Consider the following 18,271-nt stretch of genomic DNA (forward strand, 5'->3'; position numbering starts at 1 on the left):
CAACTATTGCTGCACACCAAATAATAATTTCCTGTAGCCCGTCATGAAGGCGAAGCCGAAATGCGGGGTAACGTGCATAAGTGGCACGTCAAACCCGCAATACGGCCGCAGGCCTCCTTACGGGCTACTGCCTTTTCGCAAAAAATGGTGCGAAGAAAATTTGGTTCACAGAACCTGGAATCAACGCAACCCGTACAGGTTGTTTTTTGCATTCAAAATAAACAAATTTGGGTAATAAAATACAAACCATGTTAAAATGCCTCGCGTTATATTGCCGTTTGGAATGAGTACAATGCCTGCCAGAAAACTTTTTATGAACCCCCGATTCTCAGCCCGATTACGGGACAACCTGTCTTACCTGATGGATGCCGTCATTCAGGGGATTCCCACCGATCCTGTTTTCGCCTGTTATACGTCGTCTTCGTATGTCAGAGTCATGTCCGCGTCAAGCCTTGATGGTTTAAAAAAGCCCTATGATGAAGCGCGACAATGCCTGATAACCGCCGAGCACGATCACACCGGCATTGCCCTGGCGCTGACAACAGAGCAATCATCAACCCTGTTACGACAATATCAGACGATTTTACAGGCAATGGTGGATCATCAGGAGCAGGGGGGCAATGATCTGACCCTTGATACTGTATGCAGACTGTTTGATACGTTGTTATTAGTTGCTCTGGACGCAGTGCAAAGCGAGGAGAGCCGCAATGTATATATGTGTTTGTACAATAGCCTGCCGGAAGATTACCAACGTTATTTTGCTCAGTATTTCAAGGCAATCGAGGACTCCTTGCAGGGTGCTCCCGAAGTCAGACTCCCTTTTCTGTCAGCATTTTTTTCCCTGTTACAGCTAGAACAGGTGCGATTATACCAGGAGGCAAAAAAGAAATTACTGGATGACAGGAAACACACCTTAAGCCCGGATGAGATTTTATGTCCCTATACCCGCGCAAGGATAAACGTGTCCAAATCGTTGGTAACCGGGGATATAGCCGGCGATTTTGTCGATTTGATGGTCGCCATGGCGCTGCTGGCTGACGTGGGTGATGATTCGGTTGCGGAATTTCTGGCGGATCAGCCGGAAGATTATAGCAGGCGGATTCATCATAAATTGTGCGCGTATTTATGCAATCCCGCAGAGTTTTCGTTCACCTTGCAACAAACCAGTATGCTTGAAGAATCAGGAATATTGTATTTGCAAAGACAATGGCACCGTCGACACAACATGCCGCAATACTACCCGCAATACGATCATTTATGGGATAAAGAACTTGGGCTTAAGCAAAACATCTTAAGGGTGCTCAGGGATTACAGCAAACTGGATTGCCGGGTTCCGGCCTTCTCGCTGTTTGCCACCGGTCATTGGTTCCGACATCATCACGGGTTGGTCCGATCAGCCGTTACGGCATTGTGTAACGGGGATGAACCGGTTGAGGTGATTCGTGATCTGGAAGCCAAAGCCATGGATACGCCTGATTTTAATCCGGAAGGATCATTGTCCAGACGGCTGGTATTTATTAGTCGTTTTTTGCCTTCTGCCACCGAGAATGACCAGAACCCTAGTCTTCTTTCCTGCTAATTGCAAATGAAAGACCAGTGCATCGGGTCGCCGGTTTGGCTACCTGATAACACTGGAATGCAAAAAATATCATACGAACTCTGAGTAGACGGAATTATTTGTTAATAACTCATCGGTGTCAGGCAAAATAGCTTTTTGGCGAGTTGCCAATAAGCTCAGGGGCACCACGGAGACATCGGTCTTACTATGTTTTCTCCATGCACCGATTTCAGGAGATTTGCCTTCTTCTATAGTTGGAGCCGACACCCTTAAATCTCTGGAGTGAGCAGGCGTTTTTTTGCTGATTTGATCGGCGTAACGCTGCTCGTCTTGTGCAATGTTGCGTTTTTCCTCTTTGCTTAACGGATCAATTTTAGGCGACGACCACGACAATCGAAGCCGTAATACCAGCAAGAAGGCTTTCCAGTAGGTTAATTTCTCATAACCATGTCCGGTCGGATTTTTGATAGTGTCCTGGTATTCGGAAGGAGACAGAACCTTGATGTGTTTTACATCCGAGCGAAAATAAATGTGGTTGTCTTTTCCCCTGATCAACAATGGCTGGGTCTGGCGTTTGCTGTAATCAATTTCCGGTAGAAAGGTCAGGCCGCCATAAGCATCGGGCGTGCGCTTTTCACCGGTTTCCATCAGGCGGGCAATATCGCCCAGTGAATTGTCCATGCCATTGATCAGCATATTGCTGTTCTCAGCGTTTTGACGCTCGAAATAGGTGCCGTCCCCAAAGGCCTGGTTATCTTCCCGAATCATTTGAAATGGTTTATCCTTCTGAGAAAATGGCGCATCTCGCTCAGGTTGAAACGGGTTGGTTACCGTAACGCTGTCTTCATTGTCCTCGTTGTGCATATTATTGACCAGGATGCTGCCCCATACTCCGAATTTTTCAGGCAGAATTCGCCGCATTGGACCAATTCGGCTTAAATGACCGCTGGCGAAATGATCGGAATAGAAGTGCATGGCGAATAAATCACGGGCTATGGCCATGGCGTGATAACGACGGCCGAGTTCCTCAAGAGTGGTGTTGTCATCATGCCCGCGTTTAAAACCATATTGGGCCGGATCTTCTGAAATGGCTTGCAGCGCCTTGACGAGTTGTTTGGGTGTGTTGCCATCTTTTATGATAGCCGCTATCCCGATGCCTTCACCAGCCTTCTGATGGCAGTAATAAGCCAATTCTGCCATACGCAGCGCGGAATGATGCCCCACGATATAAGCGCGCAGTGACCAGGGGGCAAAATGGGCTTCGTTGTCGGATAGTTTTTCACCATAGTCTTTCACGGTAAAGGCGAATATTAATTGCTTTAGCAGGCTGGGTATGTAACGGGATTCATCAATGGCATAGATTCGTTTAATCGCTTTTTGGGTCACGGCAGGAGACGCCAAATCATCATAAGCCTGTCTGAAGGCTTGTGCTTCATTAAGTGTTACGTGGCTACGCAGGGTTTTCTTCTTGTCACGATAAGCTTGTAATCGTGATCCCCACCCGGCCTTTGTGTAATAATCTCCGGCCAGACAAACCACGTCTCCCGCGCTTAGCGTCAAATCAAGCGGTACCGGTACGCCGTTTACCTTGCGCATCATCGTGATGTTTAAGGGATCCTTGCTTTCAGGCGATAAATTGGTACCTCCTTTCAGATAGGGATTCTCATTAGGTGCGATGCGAATCAGATTACCGGCATTTTTGTGTTCAGATGTTTCCATAAAAACAACCACATGAAGACTAATTAAACAAAATGATACTTGATAAACATTAAGGAAGCCTTAGGTTACGGTAATTTTTTCTATACATTCCGGGAAAAATGCTACTATTACCATTTCTATTTGCCGAGAGATTCCTTATATGTCCAAACGTGGTGATTCCTTGTTCCTGCGCGCCCTGGCGCGAAAGCCGGTGTCGCGCACCCCGGTTTGGCTGATGCGCCAGGCCGGCCGTTATTTGCCGGAATACCGCAAGGTAAGAGAGCAGGCCGGTGATTTTTTAAGCCTTTGCAAAAATCCGGAACTGGCTTGTGAGGTGACGTTGCAACCTTTGCGCCGTTATGCCCTGGATGCCGCCATTTTATTTTCCGATATTCTGACCATTCCTGATGCCATGGGGCTGGGACTTTATTTCGCCGAAGGCGAAGGGCCCGGATTTCATCGCCCATTGAAGAGCATGCAGGCTATCGCGGATTTGCCTTCTGGCGATGTCATGGACAAATTGACTTACGTGACGGACGCCGCGCGCCTGATTCGCAGGGAAATGCCGGAAGAGTTGCCATTAATAGGCTTTTCCGGAAGCCCCTGGACACTCGCCTGCTATATGGTGGAAGGTGCGAGCAGCCGGGATTTTAAACGTATGCTGAGCCTTCTCTACAACCAACCGGAGGCGGCGCATTTATTACTTGCCAAGCTGACTGAGGCCGTGACTGTCTACCTGGCTGAACAAGTCAGGGCGGGCGTCGACGCGTTAATGATCTTTGATACCTGGGGCGGCTTGTTGTCCACGCCGAATTATCAGGCCTTTTCCCTGAATTACATGGCCGCTGTGGTACGGCAGTTGAAAAAACAATACCCGTCTATCCCTGTGATTTTGTTTACCAAAGGAGGCGGGCAATGGCTTCAGGCTATGGCTGAAACCGGGTGTGATGCCCTGGGTCTCGACTGGACCTGCGAGTTGAGCCGCGCGCGTCGGGAAGTTGGGGAGCAGGTTGCCTTGCAAGGTAATCTGGATCCGGCAGTATTGTTGGCGAACGAGGAAGTCATCCGCGCGCAGGTGCGCCAGATTCTGGCTTCTTTTGGCCATGGCAGCGGGCATGTTTTTAATCTGGGGCACGGGATTACGCCGGACGTACCTCCCGAGCATGTGTCTATAATGATAGATACGGTACGAGAATACAGTCCACAATATCATCGAGGTGAACCATGATCGTTGCCAGTGAATTCAGACCGGCCTGGTGGCTGGCGAACGCACACGGACAAACCCTGTTTCCCACGTTAACCCGGAAAATCAGGGCGCAGGTGGATTATAACGAACGCGTTGAACTGCCGGACGGCGATTTTATTGATTTGGCCTGGATGGTTAACGGCGTCGACAAGGACGCGCCCCTGGTGATTTTGCTGCATGGTTTGGGCGGCAGCATCCAATCCACCTATGCGGGAGGATTGATGTCAGCGTTTAATCGCTGCGGATGGCGGGCTATGTTGATGCACTTTCGGGGAGCCGGCGAGGAGCCTAATCGGTTGCCTCGCGCCTATCACTCCGGTGATACCGCGGATTTGGATTATTTATTACGTTTGCTGACCGAACGGGAACCGGACACACGCAAGGCGGTTGTTGGTGTGTCTCTGGGCGGTAACGTCTTGCTGAAATGGCTGGGTGAGCAGAGAAAACAAACCTTGATTGACACGGCTGTTGCCGTGTCGGTTCCGTTTGAGTTGCGCCTTGTCGCGGACAAGATGACCCAGGGGTTTGCCCGTGTTTATCAGGCTTATTTGTTGCGTAGTCTGAAAAAAGTGTTTAGCCGTAAAACCAAAATGCTGAACGGAGAATTACCACCTGCCCTGACTCAAATGGATCAATGCCGCTGTTTCTGGACCTTTGATGAGAAAGTGACGGCACCCCTGCATGGTTTCCCGCATGTTCACGCTTATTATCGCCGTGCCAGCTCACGTCCGTTCCTGCGTTATATTGAAACACCAACCTTGATTATCCATGCCTGCGATGATCCGTTTATGACACCGGATGTATTACCTTCGGCTTATGAACTGTCCAAGGATGTCACCCTGGAATTGAGTGAGAAAGGCGGGCATGTCGGGTTTATTACCGGGAATATGCCCGGATTTCCGGTATACTGGCTGGAAGAGCGGATCCCGGCGCATTTGCGAGCTTATCTAACACAGGTTTTCAATTAGGCTCTTGCCTTTTATCGGCTGCAAAAGTTTTTTATAAAAGAGCGGTAGTCCGTAAGGAGGCCTGCGGCCGTATTGCGGGTTTTATGTTCCAATATGGCACCAGGAGATCAGCGGGTGCTTGGGTGAACGTTGTCCCGCATTTCGGCTTCGCCTTCATGACGGGCTACATGTTTTTTGTAAAAGAACCGTAGCCCGTAAGGAGGCCTGCGGCCGTATTGCGGGTTTTATGTTCCAATATGGCACCAGGAGATCAGGTGGTGCTCGGGTGAACGTTGTCCCGCATTTCGGCTTCGCCTTCATGACGGGCTACATGTTTTTTGTAAAAGAGCGGTAGTCCGTAAGGAGGCCTGTGGCCGTATTGCGGGTTTGATGTGCCACTGATGAACGTTTTCCCCCATTACGGCTTCGCCTTCATGACGGGCTACAAGGGCTGCTACCGCAAAATAATTTAAGAATAAAACTGCCTGCTTAGCTGTAAAGCCATTTCCAGGGATTGTTCGTAATTAAGTCGCGGGTCAACCAGACTGCGATAGGCGTGCTTTAAATCCTCTTCATTCAGTCCTCGTGCACCACCGGTGCATTCGGTGACATTCTCGCCGGTCAGTTCAAAATGAACACCACCCAAATAGCTGCCCATTTTTTGATGGATAGTAACGGCTTGCCGCAATTCGGACAATATGTTGTCAAAGCGGCGGGTTTTAATGCCTTTTGCGGTGGTTTCCGTGTTGCCGTGCATGGGATCGCAAGACCAGGTCACCGGATAATCCGTAGATTTGACCGCTTCAATGAGGGGCGGAAGCAACTGTTCGATCTGGTCGGCGCCAAGCCGGGTAATCAGTAATACGCGACCTTCTTCCCGTTCGGGATTGGCGATTTTCAGAACATCCTGCAGCCATTCCCTGGTTGCTGACGGGCCTATTTTAATGCCGATGGGATTTTGGACGCCGCGTAAAAACTCCAGATGGGCGCTTTCCAGTTGGGCGGTGCGCATACCAATCCACGGTAGATGGGTCGATAAATCATACCAGTGCCTGTCATGGGATTTTCGCGTCAATGCCTGTTCGTAATGAAGGTGTAACGCTTCGTGAGACGTATAAAAATCGACTTTATTCAGGTTGCTGCTGCTCAGGCCGTCGATGCAATCGAGGAAATCGAGAGAGTCGGCAATGGAGCGGACAATAGCGTGATATTCTTCCGCCTGGCCCGAATGTTCCACGAAACCGAGATCCCAGCGCTGCGGGTGATGCAAATCGGCAAAGCCCCCATCCAGCAATGCTCTGATATAGTTAAGGGTCATTGCGGCACAACTGTAACCTTGCAGCATCAGTTTGGGATTAGGGGTTCGTGACCGCGCGTTAAATTCCGGGGAGTTGACCAGATCACCGCGGTAACTGGGCAATGTTACCCCGTCAATGGTTTCAAAATCGGATGAGCGCGGTTTGGCGTATTGGCCGGCTATGCGGCCAATCCGAATAATGGGTTTACGCATCCCGTGCAAAAGAACCAGACTCATTTGTAAAAGAATTTTGAGTTTATTGCTGATAATATCCGTGCGGCAATCCTCGAACGATTCCGCACAATCCCCGCCCTGCAGGATAAACGCCTGTCCACGTCCGGCGAGAGCTATGGCTTTTTTTAGTCGGAGAATCTCTCCGCTGGTAACCAGGGGAGGAAGTTGACACAGTTGATCAACAACCTTTTTCAGCTGGACTTCATCCGGGTAAACGGCTGCCTGCTGGTACGAAAATTTCTGCCAGGAAACAGGAGACCAAGAACGCATACAAAACCTTTCATGATAAAAATACTGGAATGCGGCTTCAATGAATGACATGAGGCCACAAAGCCTAGTATGCGCTGAATGTACAAATGGTGCAAGCGGAATGCGTTTGCAGGTAGCCTATCGAATTTCACATATTCTTGTTTTAAAGCCTTGAATTTTAAAATTCTGACCCCAGTTTACGAAAATCGGTTGAATTGAGGATGTTCGCATGAGTGATGATAAAACAAAAAAATGGCAGAAAATTAAAGAAGATCATGAGCCAGGTATTGAAAATGAAGAATCAGCACATGACTTTGATGAGGATGAAGAGGAAGAGGTTTCCGGATTCGGGAGCGCGCTGGATCATCCCAGTTATACCGCATTGGAGGAAAAATTAACCCTTGCCGAACAGAAAGCCCATGAAAATTGGGAAAAATCGGTGCGGGCTCTGGCGGAACTTGAAAACGTCCGCCGTCGGGCAGAACGTGATGTGGCTAACGCCCACCGTTACGGTCAAGAAAAAATCATCGCATCCCTGCTTCCCGTGATTGATAGCCTGGAGCAGGCCATACAACTTGCGGATAAGGACAAGCATGGCGCGATGTATGAAGGGTTACAATTGACTATGAAACTGTTTCTGGACGTTCTTGAAAAACAGGATGTTTATCAAATAGACCCGTCAGGAGAGCCGTTCAATCCTCAGGAGCACGAGGCCATGACCATGCAGGAAACGGCCGAAGCGAAACCTAATTCCGTATTGACGGTTTTTCAGAAAGGATACCGCCTGAATGATCGAATCATTCGTCCGGCACGGGTTATCGTCGCCAAATCGAAATCCACGGATGAAAATACTTGAATGGATGCTTGAAATTTATATTTTTTCCCCCATATGACAAACAATACAAATTAATATAATGAGCGGAGCAATACTACAATGGCAAAGATTATCGGAATTGACCTTGGCACAACGAATTCATGCGTGGCTGTCATGGAAGGTGATAAACCTCGTGTTATTGAAAACAGCGAAGGGCATCGAACCACACCATCCATCGTTGCGTTTACCGACGATGATGAAATACTGGTTGGACAGGCCGCCAAACGGCAGGCCGTCACCAATCCGGATAAAACGCTGTTTGCCGTAAAACGCTTGATTGGCCGTAGATTTGACGACTCGGTTGTACAAAAAGATATTAAAATGGTTCCGTACAAAATTGTTAAGGCCGATAATGGTGACGCCTGGGTTAAAGTCAAAGGCCAGGATAAGGCGCCGCCGCAGATTTCCGCGGAAGTACTGCGCAAAATGAAAAAAACGGCGGAAGATTATCTCGGTGAGGAAGTCAAGGAAGCTGTGATCACCGTACCTGCTTATTTTAATGATTCCCAACGTCAGGCGACCAAAGACGCCGGACGTATCGCCGGTCTTGAAGTGAAACGTATCATTAACGAACCGACGGCAGCGGCTCTGGCTTATGGTATGGACAAAAAACGCGGCGATTCCGTTATCGCCGTGTATGACCTTGGCGGCGGTACCTTTGATATATCCATTATTGAAATCGCGGAAGTCGATGGCGAGCATCAATTTGAAGTACTTGCTACCAACGGGGATACCTTCCTGGGCGGTGAGGATTTTGATTTGGCCTTGATTGAATATCTGGCTGCGGAATTCAAGAAAGACACCGGCATTGATCTGCATAGCGATCCGTTGGCATTGCAACGGCTCAAGGAAGCGGCTGAAAAAGCCAAAATCGAGCTGTCCTCCGCGCAACAAACCGATGTGAATTTACCTTACATCACTGCGGACGCTTCCGGCCCGAAACACATGAATATTAAATTGACCCGAGCCAAACTGGAGTCGCTGGTTGAAAAGCTGGTTGAGCGCACGGTCGAGCCTTGTAAAACAGCGCTGAAAGACGCTGGCCTGAAGGTGTCTCAGATTAATGAAGTTATTCTGGTCGGCGGACAGACAAGAATGCCTCTGGTGCAAAAAACGGTTCAGGACTTCTTTGGCAAGGAACCGCGTAAAGATGTAAACCCTGATGAAGCCGTAGCCGTTGGTGCCGCCATTCAGGCTGCCGTTTTATCAGGCGATGTGAAAGATATTCTGTTGCTGGACGTGACCCCGTTGTCTTTGGGTATCGAAACGTTGGGTGGTGTCATGACCAAGCTTATTGAAAAAAATACCACCATTCCCACCAAGGCCAACCAGGTATTTTCGACAGCCGATGACAATCAGACGGCCGTGACGGTGCATGTGCTGCAAGGTGAGCGGGAACAGGCGTCCGCCAATAAGTCATTGGGACGATTTGATTTAAGTGATATTCCGTCGGCTCCCCGTGGTGTGCCGCAAATTGAAGTGACGTTTGATATCGATGCGAATGGTATACTTAACGTATCTGCCAAAGACAAGGCGACGGGTAAGGCCCAATCCATTGTGATTAAGGCGTCCAGTGGTTTGAGTGACGAGGAAGTCGAAGCCATGGTCAAGGATGCCCAGTCTCATGCCGAGGAAGACAAGAAATTCAAGGAAATGACCGAGATTCGTAATCAGGCGGACAGCTTGATTCATACCAGTGAAAAATCATTGAAAGATTTGGCCAATGAATTGTCTGAAGATGAGAAAAACGGCATTGAGTCCGCCATTTCAGAATTGAAAGAAGCGGTAAAAGGCAATGACAAAGCCCATATCGAAGAGAAAATAAAAGTGCTGACCGACGCGTCTTCTAAAATGGCGGAACGAATTTACGCCAAAAAAGCGTCAGAAGGCGAGGCAGGCGCCAGTGCGGCAGGCGGCCATGAGCAACCTCAGGAATCAACCGGCAAAACGGATGAAGGCGTCGTTGATGCCGAATTTGAGGAAGTTCATGATGAGGACAAGAATAAATAGAAAGGACGTCAGGTGCCACGTACTTGTCTGGTGCATTTTTTGTAAGCCGGGTTGTCAAATTGACAGCCCGGCCTGAAATTTTTGGATGAGACAAGTACACGGAACCCGAGCTGCGGGAATACATGCTCTTAATCATCATGAGCATAGCGTTACCGCTGGTTCGTGCCGGACTTGTTCCGGTTGTCGGGAGGGTGTTTTATCGCTCTTTTGTCGTTTAGTGGCTATGTGTTTTGTATAAAGCGGATAGCAAATTATTGATATTGATGTGAGTAGTCATGGAACAACAGGATTATTATGAACTTCTTGGCGTGAGCCAAAATGCCAGTGAGAGTGAAATCAAGAAGGCTTATCGCAAACTGGCGATGAAATACCACCCTGATCGTAATTCCAATGACAAAGCGTCCGAAGAGAAATTCAAGGAAATACAAAAAGCATACGCCGTTCTGTCCGATCCTGAAAAACGATCCGCCTACGATCAGTTCGGCCATGCCGGTGTGGATGCCTCCATGCGCGGCGGAGCCGGTTTTAGCGGTTTCGGTGGTTTTGGCGATGTTTTTGAAGATATTTTTGAAAACATATTTTCAGGAGGCCGGGGGCATAGCCGGCAGTCGCGAGGGCAACGGGGTGCTGATCTGCAATATAATATGCAGTTGACACTCGAGGAGGCCGCGGCGGGAAAACAGATTGAAATTACCGTGCCCAAGCATGTGACCTGCGGCAATTGTAATGGTTCCGGTGCGAAAAAGGGATCCAGGCCCAAGGAATGCGAAACCTGTAATGGTATTGGTCAGGTACGTATTCAGCAGGGATTTTTTTCCATCCAGCAAACCTGTCCAAGCTGCCATGGCGAAGGCAAGGTTATTCTTGATCCTTGCGAACAATGTCATGGTCAGGGCCGAGTTCGGGAAAGCAAGAAATTGACTGTGAAAATCCCGGCCGGTGTTGATAACGGCGATCGAATTCGGTTAAGCGGTGAGGGCGAAGCCGGAATGCACGGCGGTTCGAGTGGTGATTTGTATGTCCAGGTCAGTGTGAAAAAACATGCGATTTTTGAAAGGCAGGACAGCGATTTATATTGCGAAGCGCCTATCAGTTTCATTGCTGCCGCTTTGGGAGGCTCCATCGAGGTTCCAACTCTTGAAGGCCGGGTCACTCTTAAAATTCCCTCTGAAACACAAACCGGTAAAGTTTTCCGCTTGCGTGGCAAGGGTATCAAATCGGTGCGCGGACAGGGCGTGGGTGATTTGTTGTGCCGGGTTGTGGTTGAGACGCCTGTCAACTTATCGCGCGAGCAAAAGGAATTATTGGGGAAATTGCAGGATTCGCTGGAGAGTAGTAAAAAAAATCACTCGCCGCGTTCCGCATCCTGGTTTGATGGCGTAAAAAAATTTTTTGAAGACATGAAATTTTAATGTCTGTGCGTTACAATTGCGTATTTTTACCTCATCGTGTTTTTTTTGTTTCGGTGTCAGCGTTATCTCAATGGACATTGGCAGCCGAAACAGGAAAACTTTGATTAAAGAGCACTAGATGTTTACAAAACCTGCAATATTAGCACTGGCCGACGGTACAGTTTTCCAAGGACTTTCGGTGGGTGCCGAAGGTGATTGTACAGGCGAACTGGTTTTTAATACCTCCATGACCGGTTACCAGGAAATGCTGACCGATCCTTCCTACGCCAGACAAATTATTACTTTAACCTCTCCCCATATAGGAAATACCGGATGTAACGAGGAGGATATGGAGTCTTCACGCGTATGGGCGTCCGGCCTGGTGATGCGTAATTGTACGTTATCGCCCAGTAATTATCGTTCCCGTCATTCCTTGCCGGAATGGCTCAAAAAACATGGTGTGGTTGCCATAGCCGGTATCGATACCCGGCAATTGACCATACATTTACGCGATAAGGGAGCGATAGGTGCCTGCATCAGCACGCAGACGGAAAAGCCTGACGACGTCGTCGAGAAAGCCAGACATTTCCAGGGATTGGGAGGCATGGATCTGGCTTCTGAAGTATCCCGCCAGACGATTGAGCGATGGCACCAGGGGCAGGGTGAATGGGCTCTTGTAAAATCAAAACCACATCGTTTTCAGGTGGTCGCCTACGATTTCGGGGTGAAACATACCATTTTAAGGATTTTATATGACCGGGGATGCCACATTACCCTGGTTCCGGCAACCACAACCGCCGAAGAAGCGCTCGCTCTGAATCCCGACGGAATTTTTCTGTCCAATGGCCCGGGCGATCCCTTTGCCTGTGATTATGCCATTGCTGCGACAAAAGCGTTTCTTGATGCTAAAATCCCCGTTTTTGGCATTTGTCTGGGCTTTCAAATCCTTGCCCTGGCCGCCGGTGCCAAAACAATCAAAATGAAATTTGGCCATCATGGCGCCAATCACCCGGTGATGGAAACCGGTGAACCGGGACGTGTTTTTATTACCAGCCAGAATCACGGGTTTGCCGTGGAGGAATCCACGTTACCCGATACCTTGCAGGTCACGCATCGTTCCCTGTTTGATCAGAGTCTGCAGGGCATTAAACATAAAGAGAAACCGGCGTTCGGTTTTCAGGGGCATCCTGAAGCGGGACCGGGACCTCATGATATTGAAATCATTTTTGACGAATTCATCGCCATGATGGATTCCAGCAATTAACAATCAAGGGAGAACAGGCAGTGACCGATTTCCATGTGTTTACTTCAGAATCCGTTTCAGAGGGGCATCCGGATAAAATTGCGGATCAGATTTCCGACACCATACTGGATGCTATTTTAACGAAAGATCCTCATGCTCGCGTAGCTTGTGAAACGCTGGTAAAAACAGGCATGGTTCTGGTTGGAGGAGAAATAACAACCAGGGCATGGGTTGATGTGGAGGACATTGTCCGCGAGGTCATAAAAGACATTGGTTACAACAGTTCCGATATGGGATTTGACTGGGCTTCCTGCGCCGTTTTATCGGCCATTGGCAAGCAGTCGCCGGATATAGCCCGTGGTGTGGATAATCAAGACACTAAAATTCTCGGCGCCGGTGATCAGGGGCTGATGTTTGGCTATGCGAGCAGGGAAACCGACGTGTATATGCCTGCCCCTATTGCCTATTCTCATCGTTTGATGATGAAACAGGCTCAATTGCGTAAAGAAAAGAAATTGCCCTGGCTAAGGCCGGACGCCAAATGTCAATTGACCCTTCGCTACGAGCAGGGTGAGCCTGTTGCCGTCGATACGGTTGTATTTTCAACCCAGCATTCCCCGGACGTCAGCCAGAACGATTTAATAGAAGCGGTACGCGAGGAGATCATCAAACCGGTGCTGCCAGCCCATTGGCTCACCGACGTTACCCGATATTTTATCAACCCGACGGGACGTTTTGTCATTGGAGGCCCGCTGGGGGATTGTGGATTGACCGGCCGAAAAATTATTGTCGATACGTATGGCGGTATGGCCCGTCATGGCGGCGGCTGTTTTTCAGGCAAGGATCCGTCCAAGGTGGATCGCTCTGCCGCTTATGCCGCCCGACATGTCGCCAAGAACATCGTTGCCGCCGGTATTGCGGACAAATGCGAACTGCAGGTGTCGTACGCGATAGGAGTCGCTGAGCCTACTTCCATCAGTGTCGAGACGTTTGGTACCGGTCGATTACCTTCCCGAACCATCATTGATTTAATTAATACCCATTTTGACCTGACGCCTCAAGGCATTATTGAGCATCACGATTTATTGCGGCCTATCTACCGTCAAACGGCGGCTTATGGTCATTATGGGCGAGAAAATTTCCCCTGGGAACGCCTCGATAAAGTGGACGTGCTGAAAAGAGCGTTATAATCGTATAACGCCGTATTATAAGGATAAAGTAAATGACCGTTATGAATACTACTATCAAGACACAACAAAACACACAGGATTTTAAAGTAGCCGATATGTCCCTGGCCGACTGGGGGCGTAAGGAAATAGCCATTGCTGAAACTGAAATGCCCGGTTTGATGGCGTTGCGAGAGGAATTTGGCCATCAACAACCCCTGAAAGGGGCTCGAATTGCCGGTTGTCTGCACATGACCATTCAGACCGCGGTATTAATTGAGACATTGACTGCGCTGGGAGCCGAGGTCAGGTGGTCGTCCTGTAACATTTTTTCAACCCAGGATCAGGCTGCGGCCGCCATTGCAGCCACAGGTGTCCCTGTGTTTGCCTGGAAAGGAGAGAGCGAAGAGGAATACTGGTGGTGCGTGGAACAAACCCTGCGCGGTCCGAATGGCTGGGCGCCGAATCTTCTGCTGGACGACGGCGGTGATTTGACCCAGATGCTCCATGAGAAATACCCGGAGTTATTAAAAAATATCAGGGGTGTTTCCGAGGAAACCACAACCGGAGTAGCCCGATTGTATGAAATGGCAAAGCGTGATGAACTCATGGTTCCGGCCATTAATGTCAACAACGCGGTGACCAAATCAAAATTTGACAATCTGTATGGCTGCCGTGAATCGTTGCTGGATGGTTTGAAGCGTGCCACGGACGTTATGATTGCCGGTAAGGTCGTGATTATCCTGGGATATGGCGACGTCGGTAAAGGTTGCGCCCAGGCTTTGAGAGGACAGGGCGCAACCGTCTGGATCAGTGAAATCGATCCTATCTGTGCCTTGCAGGCCGCAATGGAAGGGTATCGTGTGGTGACGCTGGATGATGTGGCGGATCAGATAGACATCGTGGTGTCTGCAACCGGCAATTTCCACGTGGTTACGCACGAGCATATGTTACGCATGCGTAATCAGGCTATTGTTTGCAATATCGGACACTTTGATTCGGAGATTGATATTCAGAGTTTGCGTCAGTATCGTTGGGAAAATATCAAGCCGCAAGTGGATCACGTTGTATTCCCGGATGGAAAACGCCTGATTGTTCTGGCCGAAGGACGTCTTGTTAATCTGGGTTGTGCGACGGGACATCCAAGCTTTGTTATGTCCGCTTCTTTTACCAATCAGGTTCTGGCTCAACTGGAGTTGTTCCATCATGGTGATCAATACGAACGGCAAGTCTATGTATTACCCAAGCATCTGGATGAAAAAGTGGCTCGTTTACACCTTGGACGAATTGGTGCAAAATTAACTGAGTTAACTCAGGAACAGGCGGATTACATCGGTGTACCTGTTGATGGGCCTTTTAAACCGGATCATTATCGCTATTAATGGGCGTTACTTCCCTAATAGATGAAAAAGATTGCGCCGTACCGATTTGCTGCAAATTGGTACGGGATATCGGTGTCAAGTCCGGATAATGTTTCGTGGAAGGAACGGATGAAACAAGCAATCGCCGCCAATTACCTGTCTAGCCTGGAAAAATGCCTCGAATCCTTTGGTGTCCGGCATTTCTTAAAAAGTCTTGGATTTGATGACAAGCGTGTTCATGATCCGCAGGCTTTTTTAACTCTGGAAGAATTTACCCGCATTGTCCACGCTGCTTACGAACAAAGCCAATGCGCTTATCTGGGATTGTTTTTTGGTCAAAATATAACCATAGTGAATCATGGATTTTTGGGTTACGCGGCGATGACCAGCCCGACTATGGGAGCCGCCATCCAGATTATGCTGCGATATCTCAATACCCGTACCAGTCTGTTACAAATAGATTTGCATGATGCCGGCCCTGATAAATTTTTTATGGAACTGGTGCTTGTCCCTCTTGAACCGCTTATAACACGTTTTATTGTTGAAATGGTCATGATGCACATAGTCAAGATGAGAACTTTTCTAATCAACAAAACGGTTCCCTGTTTACGTATTGATGTGGATTATCAACAACCTTCCCATGCGGATTACTATTACAGAATGCTGCAAACGGATGTGCATTTTAATTCCGATAGTAACCGGCTCTGGTTGGCGGCTGACGAATTGAACTATCCGGTAAATTTTGCCGATGATGTCAGCTATCAGCAGGCGAGACAGCAACTACAAGCCGTATCCGATCAACTAGCAGCCCAGGAAGATTTACCCAGCCGTATACAAATGATTTTATTGCGTGACAATTTACTGGACAGCAGCATGGAAAAAGTAGCGGCGCAATTGTGTATGTCGTCACGGACCTTGAGAAGGCATTTGCAGCGTTGTGGTATTTCCTATCAGGAACTGGTTGATAGTGTCCGGCAGCAAAAAGCGGAAACGTTTTTAAGAAACAATACGATGTCTGTGACGGAAATCAGTTTTCTACTGGGGTTTAATGACACATCCAGTTTTTCCAAGGCATTCAAGCGCTGGACTTCCTATACCCCATCCGACTATCGTCAGCGTTTCATGGTTCCGTGAACGAAAATTTCACACTATTTTTTATAAAAGAAAGGCGGCCCGCGGCCGTTTTGCGGGCTTTTATCTGCCTGGTGCTTGTTGCTAAAAATTTTCTCCTGCATACTGAATAGCCATATTCAGGAAAGGAGAAGGTTCCATGCGAGGTAAGTCAGGATTAATAGGGCTCGCTATTTTATCATTGGCACAAGGCGTGATGGCTGCCGAGTTTAATAAGGATATTCACGTCATTGTCAAATTTAAAAAAACTACCGCATTACTCAACGCCAAGCAGCAACTGGCTCATACGATCGCTGTGGCTCCGAAAACCATGCAACCGATGGCCGGTGGATTTTATACCATGACTTTTTCCAGTCAAGGCGTATCAAAATCTCTCATGAAAGGCCAGGACGCGACCGACTGGGTCGTGAAACAACTGCGTCAAAACCCGGCGGTACAATACGCCGTCAAGGATCGTGTGGGGCACTTTAAACCGCTGCCCAACCCAAGCCAGGACGATCTGCTACCACCTTTGTCCCATGAGCTGCAGTGGGATGAATTTTCTGCGCCGGCCGGGGTCATGCTGGAGTCGGCACCAGGGTTACGCGATGGGGCATGGGCGTATACGAGCGGTCAGGCGTCCAAACCGATTGTCGTGGCAGTGCTGGATACGGGGGTCGCCTTCCATCCCGCCCTGGCTGATAATTTACTGAAAGATGAATCAGGAGCTGTATGGGGATGGAATTTTGCGGGCAATAATCGTGATTTGCGCGATGAAACCTTATCCTATCACGGTACTCATGTCGCTGGTACGATTGCAGCGTATAGCGATGTCATGAGTGGCGTGGGCGAGCATTTGAAAATTTTACCGATTAAGGTACCTGACGGCAGCGGCATGTTTTATGAGAGTCAGGTGATTAACGCCATCTATTGGGCAGTTGGTGGCCATGTGCCTGGCGTGCCCGAAAATCCCTATCCGGCGAAGGTCTTGAATATGAGTTTTGGTGTCGACGAACGTCCGGGCAAGGAAATTGATCACTGCGATGAAGCGTTGCAGGACGCCCTCTGGTTTGCCAGAAAAAAAGGAGCGGTCATTGCCGCCGCCGCCGGCAATGACAACCGTTGGGAACATTATAACGCGCCTGCGGTCTGTAACGGTACCATGAAAGTAGCTTCAACCGGCCCTGAGGGGTTGCGCGCCTATTACTCCAATTATGGTCCGGGCGTTGCTTACGCCGCCCCAGGTGGTGATGCGCGTTACGGCAAGCAAGGCGCTATTTTATCGACGGTTAATCCGGGCGGCGGTTATCAAGGCTCGGGTTATGATTTTTACCAGGGCACCAGCATGGCTTCTCCGCATGCCGCAGGTATTGCAGGACTCATTTATGCCGTTCGCGATGGGGATGTTTCTCCGGAGAAAGTCGAACAGATTATGTATGCCACGACGCATGGCTTTGGGATCAGCACCGATCCGAATAAATCGTGCGTGGGCAACAAACCTTGTGGGCATGGTATTCTTGACGCGAATAATGCCGTAAAGGCTGCCGTGGCGAATTACGACGTGTTTTTCTCGGCTCCGACAATTGATGTCCTGAAATTAACATCCTGTGTCAGCCATGCTTTTCTTGCGCAGGAAAGCATGACAAGCAGTCAAGGAGCAACCTGGAAAAGAACCGGTGACGCAACTTGCCAGCAAGAGACTTCCTATCAGCAAGGATACCTCACTCAAGAGAAAGACGGGAACATTCTCGCGCACTACGGAGAGGCAACCTATCAACTGGATACGTCGTTGTTCAGACATTGTCAGGTGGTCGGTTTTGATGGGGTGGGTTGTTATCGGTAATTATTATCAGTACAACGGTCTTGAATTAATGTAATTCAAGACCG

Annotated in this window: 13 protein-coding genes; 11 read left to right on the plus strand and 2 right to left on the minus strand. The window is 48.9% G+C overall.

Going from position 1 to position 18,271, the window contains the following annotated elements:
- Nucleotides 1-292: 292 nt before the first annotated feature.
- Nucleotides 293-1,579 (plus strand): DUF5617 domain-containing protein, encoded by a 1,287-nt coding sequence (locus tag CKW05_RS03955; RefSeq protein WP_058484089.1) that lies wholly within the window; start codon nucleotides 293-295, stop codon nucleotides 1,577-1,579.
- A 69-nt stretch (nucleotides 1,580-1,648) separates the two neighbouring features.
- On the opposite strand, the gene CKW05_RS03960 is transcribed toward CKW05_RS03955, so the two are convergent.
- Nucleotides 1,649-3,277 carry a hypothetical protein gene (locus CKW05_RS03960; RefSeq protein WP_058484088.1) on the minus strand — a complete coding sequence of 543 codons (1,629 nt, stop codon included), beginning with the start codon at nucleotides 3,275-3,277 and terminating at the stop codon, nucleotides 1,649-1,651.
- Between the two features lie 139 nt (nucleotides 3,278-3,416).
- Between CKW05_RS03960 and hemE the strand changes: the two genes are divergently transcribed.
- Together hemE and CKW05_RS03970 are read left to right on the plus strand one after the other, a co-directional pair.
- The gene (gene hemE / locus CKW05_RS03965) at nucleotides 3,417-4,484 is read left to right on the plus strand and encodes a uroporphyrinogen decarboxylase (RefSeq protein ID WP_058484087.1); all 1,068 of its coding nucleotides are present in this window, start codon (nucleotides 3,417-3,419) and stop codon (nucleotides 4,482-4,484) included.
- Entirely contained in the window at nucleotides 4,481-5,470 is a 990-nt protein-coding gene (locus CKW05_RS03970) for a hydrolase (protein ID WP_058484086.1), read from the plus strand. The genes hemE and CKW05_RS03970 overlap by 4 nt, the downstream gene beginning before the upstream one ends.
- A gap of 448 nt (nucleotides 5,471-5,918) precedes the next feature.
- Here CKW05_RS03970 and CKW05_RS03975 read toward each other — a convergent pair whose 3' ends face one another.
- A complete protein-coding gene (locus CKW05_RS03975) occupies nucleotides 5,919-7,250 on the minus strand; it encodes a 3-deoxy-7-phosphoheptulonate synthase class II (protein ID WP_058484085.1) in 1,332 nt (443 codons plus the stop codon).
- A gap of 208 nt (nucleotides 7,251-7,458) precedes the next feature.
- Between CKW05_RS03975 and grpE the strand changes: the two genes are divergently transcribed.
- The 8 genes from grpE to CKW05_RS04015 all read left to right on the plus strand — a co-directional run bounded on the left by grpE (nucleotide 7,459) and on the right by CKW05_RS04015 (nucleotide 18,227).
- Complete coding sequence (gene grpE, locus CKW05_RS03980) at nucleotides 7,459-8,085, plus strand: nucleotide exchange factor GrpE (RefSeq protein ID WP_058484084.1); 627 nt, start codon at nucleotides 7,459-7,461, stop codon at nucleotides 8,083-8,085.
- 78 nt (nucleotides 8,086-8,163) lie between these two features.
- A complete protein-coding gene (gene dnaK, locus CKW05_RS03985; RefSeq protein WP_058484083.1) occupies nucleotides 8,164-10,113 on the plus strand; it encodes a molecular chaperone DnaK in 1,950 nt (649 codons plus the stop codon).
- A 275-nt stretch (nucleotides 10,114-10,388) separates the two neighbouring features.
- On the plus strand, nucleotides 10,389-11,525 hold the full coding sequence (dnaJ, locus tag CKW05_RS03990; protein WP_058484082.1) for a molecular chaperone DnaJ: 1,137 nt from the start codon (nucleotides 10,389-10,391) through the stop codon (nucleotides 11,523-11,525).
- Nucleotides 11,526-11,643: 118 nt separating this feature from the next.
- Nucleotides 11,644-12,768, plus strand: a complete 1,125-nt coding sequence (gene carA, locus CKW05_RS03995) for a glutamine-hydrolyzing carbamoyl-phosphate synthase small subunit (protein ID WP_058484081.1) — start codon at nucleotides 11,644-11,646, stop codon at nucleotides 12,766-12,768.
- A 20-nt stretch (nucleotides 12,769-12,788) separates the two neighbouring features.
- Nucleotides 12,789-13,937, plus strand: coding sequence for a methionine adenosyltransferase (gene metK / locus CKW05_RS04000; protein WP_058484080.1), 1,149 nt, complete (start codon nucleotides 12,789-12,791; stop codon nucleotides 13,935-13,937).
- Nucleotides 13,938-13,978: 41 nt separating this feature from the next.
- The gene (gene ahcY, locus CKW05_RS04005; protein ID WP_162264433.1) at nucleotides 13,979-15,295 is read left to right on the plus strand and encodes an adenosylhomocysteinase; all 1,317 of its coding nucleotides are present in this window, start codon (nucleotides 13,979-13,981) and stop codon (nucleotides 15,293-15,295) included.
- 108 nt (nucleotides 15,296-15,403) lie between these two features.
- Nucleotides 15,404-16,408 carry an AraC family transcriptional regulator gene (locus CKW05_RS04010; protein WP_058484078.1) on the plus strand — a complete coding sequence of 335 codons (1,005 nt, stop codon included), beginning with the start codon at nucleotides 15,404-15,406 and terminating at the stop codon, nucleotides 16,406-16,408.
- 136 nt (nucleotides 16,409-16,544) lie between these two features.
- A complete protein-coding gene (locus CKW05_RS04015; RefSeq protein ID WP_058484077.1) occupies nucleotides 16,545-18,227 on the plus strand; it encodes a S8 family serine peptidase in 1,683 nt (560 codons plus the stop codon).
- The last annotated feature ends 44 nt before the right edge of the window (nucleotides 18,228-18,271 follow it).

It is taken from the genome of Legionella spiritensis (assembly GCF_900186965.1).
Taxonomy (GTDB): domain Bacteria; phylum Pseudomonadota; class Gammaproteobacteria; order Legionellales; family Legionellaceae; genus Legionella_C; species Legionella_C spiritensis.